Genomic DNA, 5,979 nt, shown 5'->3' with positions numbered 1-5,979 from the left:
ATGATGGGCGGCGGCGCGAGCGCTGAAGGCGAAGCCGCGTCCAATCCAATGGCTGACATGATGGGTAAATTGACCGGCGGCTCAGAGGGCAGCGATGCAGGCGCAAATCCGATGGCGGCTATGATGCAGCAAATGACAGGCGGCGCAGCGGGCGGTGGCATGGACATTCAAGGCATGCTCGGCGGTCTCATGGGCGGCGGCAACGCAGCGGCGGAAGGCAACGAAGCAGATGCGAGCGGATTGCTCTCCTCCATGGGCGGCGCTGCTGGCGGTGCGGGCCTTGCTGGCGTCTTCGCGGCACTTGGCGGCGCGGCTGCGATGGGCGGCAAAGGCGTGGGCGATATGCTTGATGGCTTTGGCGCTGACACACCCGTCGCACCAGATGCAGAAGCAACAGCCGCATTGATGCTACGCGCGATGATCCAAGCCGCGAAATGCGATGGCGACATCGACGATTCAGAACGCGCGAAGATTTTGGAAACCGTTGGCGAAGATGCTGATGCAGAAGACATCGCATTCGTTCAAGAACAACTGGCCGCGCCAGTCGACGTTGAAGCCCTTGCCGCTGACACACCAGACGCGCAGAAAATTCAGCTGTATTCCATGTCCATGATGTCGATCCGTGTCGATACACCTGCGGAAAAAGCCTACATGGCCGCCCTCGCCGACGCGCTCGGCATTGATCAGGCCACGGCGCAGATGCTCAACATGCAGATGGGTGTGACGGGGTAAGTCTATAGCCTAATCAAGAACATGAATGCCGCGCACATATGTGTCGCGGCATCCTCCTTTGGTTGCGCAGCAAACAGAGGATACTCGTCTTTTTAAACAAATGCGCCTTTAATCCTTCAAATAGCATGCTGCAAACTTAGCAGAAGCAGCGCAGACGACCATCAACAATACCAAAAACTGATGTGCCTCCATTGAAGGTTCTAAATTCACTTTCTTATAGAGGTTCAACGCTTTTGGGATCATAAATCCTGTCAAATAGAGCACTAGAATTAGCGCTTCAGCTCCACTGGACTGAATTCCAAGAGATCGAAAAGCTCTAACAATCAAATAACCACCAGAGTAAATCAGAGCATACAAAAACGTAACTCCGACCGCTAACGGAAGAAAGCGTATAGGAAAAGTTTGCGAAACAGACTGCGCCCCCGAGAGAAACAACCAGACGACTATCATAACAAGTGAGGCAATTGTTGCGCAAAGCGAAATCAACAAATAATTCCTTACGGCAATCATGTTACAAAAACTTTCATTCTCTCTAACCTCAGTTAACCACATCGATCATTGGCTCCACTGCGTCAGTGATCAATTCGATCAACTCAGGGTCCATAAATTGATAATCATCGGGAATGTCGAGAACGTGGAGGACTTTGTGTTTTAACGCTTTTCGAAAATCAGTTCTCAAACGCGAAAGGTGTTTTTCCTCCATCACACAAATCACATCGGCCCAACAAATATCTGCTTCATTCACCTGCCGACGCGCCTTTCGACTTGTTCCAGCGGAGCGCGTGTTTATCAATTCATGCCGTCGAAATATCGCCTCTCCTGTCGGGCTGCGCCATTTGTTCATACTGCAAATAAAGAGGATATTCATTTTTAAATACTAGCACCTATTGTAACAATTCAGAGAATTACCCTTGACCTTACATAATTTCAATTTCTTTCAGTTGGAATGAATTTTGATAAATAGAGGTTTTGTCTTTCAACTCCCAGCAACAAACAAGAGAAAAGACGCATTCGCGCGTCGTGCTCGAGCTCACTACAATGGCCATTCTTTTTTCGACAATAAAAAAGGGCTGGTTTCCCAGCCCCTCCTTAAATCACTCATTCGTCTTGACTTAAGCGCTTGGCTTACCGCCACCGCCGCCGCCTTTACGGCGACGTCTGCCGCCACCACCTGCAGGCTTGCCGCCTTCACCGCTTCCTTGGGGGCGCCCTCCGCCGCCTGGCTTGCCACCGCGACGACCACCGCCGCCCGGTCTACCGCCACCGCCGCCGGGGCGACCACGGCCACCGCCGCCGCCTTTGCCACGTCCGCCCATACCTGAACGGCTCTTGGCAGATGGGCCATCGAAATCAACCCAAGGCGTGCCAGAGGCCACAGGGATCGAAATCTTCATGGTCTTTTCGATGTCCTTGAGTAGGTCCATCTCGTCCGGTGCGCAGAAGGCAATCGCGGCGCCGTCTTTGCCCGCACGCGCGGTGCGCCCGATGCGGTGCACATAGGCGTCCGGAACATTCGGCAGCTCATAGTTATAAACGTGTTTCACATCAGGGATATCGAGGCCACGCGCGGCAACATCCGTCGCGACGAGTACTTTGACTTCACCCTTTTTGAACGCAGCCAATGCACGCTCGCGCTGGCCTTGGCTCTTATTGCCGTGAATAGAGGTCGCAGAAAAACCCTTCGCGACCAATTGTTTCATCAGCTTTTCACAGCCATGTTTCGTGCGGCCAAAGACCAGCGTGCGCTCGTCTTTGTGCTCTTTCAACAGCTCGATCAGCAGCGATTGCTTTTCCGTCTTTGCGATGAAGTGCACGACCTGCGTGACCTTATCCGCAGCCTTGCCCGGTGCAGAAACCTGAATGCGGCGTGGGCTTTTGAGATATGCGCCAGCGATTTCGTTCATCTGCTTTGGCATTGTAGCCGAGAAGAGCATCGTCTGGCGTTGTTCTGGCAGAAGTTCTGCAATTTTGCGCAGCGCGTGGATAAAGCCGAGATCAAGCATTTGATCCGCTTCATCAAGCACCAAGAAATGCGATTCATTCAATGTCAGCGCACGGCGATCCAGTAGATCAAGCAAACGACCCGGTGTCGCCACAAGGATGTCCACGCCCTTTTCAAGGCGCTTAGATTGCACGTTGATGGATGCACCGCCCACGACCAAAGCCACCTTGATTGGCGTGCCTTGGGTATAGGCCTTTAGGTTTTCAACAATCTGCCCTGCGAGTTCACGCGTCGGCGCAAGTACGAGGGAGCGCACAGTCTTGGGCGATGGTCGGCCCGGGTTTTCGCTCAATAGCGTGATCAGCGGCAGACCAAAGGCGGCGGTTTTACCGGTGCCGGTCTGCGCAAGGCCAAGCACGTCATGGCCATTCAACGCCTCAGGGATTGCGCGCGCTTGGATAGGGGTCGGTTGTTTAAGGCCTAGGTCGTTCAAACGGTTCACTAACCGTTCGGGCAGGCCCATCGATTCAAATTCACTCAACGGATTTTGTCCTTTAGGGATCTCTTTGCCGCTGTGCCCGTTTTAGGCTGTGCTCAGGATCATCCAAGACCCCGTTTCAACACATCTTGCAGCATTTGTGCCGCACATGATCCTAATGTAGGCTCGAGTCAAGCGCAGCGCCCCTTTTCCCGCACCAAACGTTGCGCTACACCATCAGTCCAACCGCGCAGGAACTCGAGACTATGGCCGACAAAACAATCATTGAGCGCTGCGAGGCCAAAGGCCTGCGCATGACAGGCCAACGCAGGGTCATTGCCTCTGTTCTGGAATCCAGTGATGATCATCCCGATGTAGAGGAGCTCTATGCGCGCGCCTCTGCGCTCGATTGCAGCATTTCAATTGCAACGGTGTACCGCACCGTCAAGCTGTTTGAAGAAGCCGACATTCTCGATAAACTCGAATTCGGCGATGGCCGCGCCCGCTATGAAGATGCAGAGCGTGATCATCATGATCACCTTATTGATATGAACTCTGGCGAAGTGATCGAATTCGTCGATCCTGAGATCGAAGAGCTGCAAGAGCGTATCGCAAAGCGTCTTGGCTATGAACTAAAGGGTCATAAACTCGAACTCTACGGCGTTCCCATAAAGCCCAAGGCGCAATAGAGCGTGGGAAACACCCGCGCGGCGCTTTTAATGATCTTTTCCATGGCCTTCTTTGCTGTGGCAGATGCATTCGTGAAATTCGGCTCGACCTATATGTCGGTTGCCGTGCTTTTGATTCTGATGTCCGTGCCGAGCGCCTTGGTTTTTGCCTTTCTCGCTCAACGCGCAGGCCAACCGCCGATTTCGCCGCTGCTCTGGTCACGCAAAGTGGTTCTGCGCAACTTTATTGAAGGTATCGCTGCGATCTGTGTTGTCAGCGCCTTGGCCAATGGAGAGCTCTCGCTCGTTATTGCCTTGCTGCAAGGCGTTCCGCTCTTTGTAACAATTGGCGCGGCGCTCATGTTGAAGGAACACGTCGGCCCACGCAGATGGATTGCCGTCGCAATCGGTTTCTTTGGTGTTTTGCTGATGCTGCGTCCTGATGCTGATGGTGTCTCCGTCGGCGCGCTTTTTGCTGTTGGCGCTGCTATGGCGCTGTCCTCGCGCGATTTGATCACGCGCACGATGCCGCAAAACGTGGGCACCTTCCAATTGGCGACATGGGGCACAGCGGTTCTGATCCTTGCTGGTCTGCTCTTAATGCCCTTCACAGGCCCCCATGCCCTGCCGAGCCTACCTGGTTGGGGCTTTGCCCTTCTCGCCTCTGCCTTCAACGCAATTGGTTACTACGCAATCACCGCCGCTATGCGCAGCGGTGACGTCTCTTATGTCACGCCCTTCCGATACACGCGCTTAGTCTTTGCTTTGATCCTCGCAGTGCTCTTTTTCAATGAACGCCCTGACGCCCTGACCCTTGTCGGTGCGGCGATTGTCATCGGATCAGGCCTGTTTGTGATGTGGCGGGAAAGAAACGCCAATGTTAACGCTAACAGTTAAGGCGCTAACAGGGTTTCCTCTGCGGTTTACCCAGTGTAATGAAGCCTCAACTTTAAAATCATAAAAGGACGCCCCTCCCATGAGCGCTATTATTGATATCCATGCCCGCGAAATCCTAGACAGCCGGGGCAACCCAACTGTTGAGGTCGATGTTGTGCTCGAAGACGGCACAATGGGCCGCGCGGCCGTTCCCTCTGGTGCCTCTACAGGCGCACATGAAGCGGTTGAAAAGCGCGATGGCGACAAAGCACGCTACATGGGCAAAGGCGTTCTAGAAGCCGTCGCAGCCGTCAACGGCGAAATCGCCGAAGAACTGGTAGGCATGGACGCGACAGAGCAAGAGTTGATCGATTCCATGATGATCGAACTCGACGGCACACCAAACAAAGCGCGCCTTGGCGCAAACGCAATTTTGGGCGTCTCCTTGGCGGTTGCCAAAGCGGCGGCTGATTTCTCCATGCAACCATTGTTCCGCTATGTAGGCGGCACATCTGCGCGCACCCTGCCCGTTCCGATGATGAACATCATCAACGGCGGTGAGCACGCGGACAACCCGATCGACATCCAAGAATTCATGATCATGCCTGTTTCTGCGGCCAACATCCGCGAAGCAGTGCGCATGGGTTCCGAAATCTTCCACACGCTGAAGAAAGAGCTGACAGCGGCTGGCCTCTCGACAGGTATCGGCGATGAAGGCGGCTTTGCGCCAAACATTGGCTCCACCCGCGAAGCGCTGGATTTCATCATGAACTCCATCACCAAAGCGGGCTACACACCAGGTGAAGACGTTTACCTCGCGCTCGATTGCGCAGCGACAGAATACTACAAAGACGGCAAATACGTCTTCGCAGGCGAAGGCAAATCGCTGACGTCCGAAGAGAACGCCAAATACCTCGAAGCGCTTGTGAACGACTATCCGATCATCTCTATTGAAGACGGTATGGACGAAGACGATTGGGATGGCTGGAAAGCGCTGACTGATCTGATCGGTGATCGCATTCAGCTTGTGGGCGATGATTTGTTCGTCACCAATCCAGAGCGTCTGGCGATGGGTATCGAACGCGGTAGCGCGAACTCCATGCTGGTAAAAGTGAATCAAATCGGGACGTTGTCCGAAACTCTTAAAGCTGTCGACATGGCCCACCGCGCGCGGTTCACCAACGTGATGTCACACCGCTCTGGCGAAACGGAGGATGCAACGATTGCCGATCTCGCCGTTGCGACCAACTGTGGCCAGATCAAAACCGGTTCCCTTGCGCGCT

7 protein-coding genes are annotated in these 5,979 nt (G+C 54.1%); 4 read left to right on the top strand and 3 right to left on the bottom strand.

The window, feature by feature from the left end; genetic code table 11:
- Window positions 1–732, top strand: a 732-nt coding sequence (locus ABJQ89_RS19780; RefSeq protein WP_348497874.1) for a DUF533 domain-containing protein, incomplete at its 5' end; no start/stop codon positions are given.
- 108 nt (window positions 733–840) lie between these two features.
- Here ABJQ89_RS19780 and ABJQ89_RS19775 read toward each other — a convergent pair.
- From ABJQ89_RS19775 to ABJQ89_RS19765, 3 genes are all read right to left on the bottom strand, one after another.
- The gene (locus ABJQ89_RS19775; protein ID WP_348497873.1) at window positions 841–1,284 is read right to left on the bottom strand and encodes a hypothetical protein; all 444 of its coding nucleotides are present in this window, start codon (window positions 1,282–1,284) and stop codon (window positions 841–843) included.
- A complete protein-coding gene (locus ABJQ89_RS19770; protein ID WP_348497872.1) occupies window positions 1,271–1,477 on the bottom strand; it encodes a hypothetical protein in 207 nt (68 codons plus the stop codon). The genes ABJQ89_RS19775 and ABJQ89_RS19770 overlap by 14 nt, the downstream gene beginning before the upstream one ends.
- A 367-nt stretch (window positions 1,478–1,844) precedes the next feature.
- Entirely contained in the window at window positions 1,845–3,215 is a 1,371-nt protein-coding gene (locus tag ABJQ89_RS19765; RefSeq protein ID WP_348497871.1) for a DEAD/DEAH box helicase, read from the bottom strand.
- A gap of 203 nt (window positions 3,216–3,418) precedes the next feature.
- Between ABJQ89_RS19765 and ABJQ89_RS19760 the strand changes: the two genes are divergently transcribed.
- The 3 genes from ABJQ89_RS19760 to eno all read left to right on the top strand — a co-directional run.
- Complete coding sequence (locus tag ABJQ89_RS19760; RefSeq protein WP_348497870.1) at window positions 3,419–3,841, top strand: Fur family transcriptional regulator; 423 nt, start codon at window positions 3,419–3,421, stop codon at window positions 3,839–3,841.
- Between the two features lie 3 nt (window positions 3,842–3,844).
- Window positions 3,845–4,717 (top strand): DMT family transporter, encoded by an 873-nt coding sequence (locus ABJQ89_RS19755; RefSeq protein WP_348497869.1) that lies wholly within the window; start codon window positions 3,845–3,847, stop codon window positions 4,715–4,717.
- A 79-nt stretch (window positions 4,718–4,796) separates the two neighbouring features.
- The coding region (eno, locus tag ABJQ89_RS19750) for a phosphopyruvate hydratase (RefSeq protein WP_348497868.1) at window positions 4,797–5,979 on the top strand (1,183 nt) is incomplete at its 3' end.

This window comes from Planktotalea sp., assembly GCF_039984035.1.
GTDB lineage: Bacteria > Pseudomonadota > Alphaproteobacteria > Rhodobacterales > Rhodobacteraceae > Planktotalea.
This window is presented reverse-complemented; position numbering and strand designations above follow the sequence as displayed.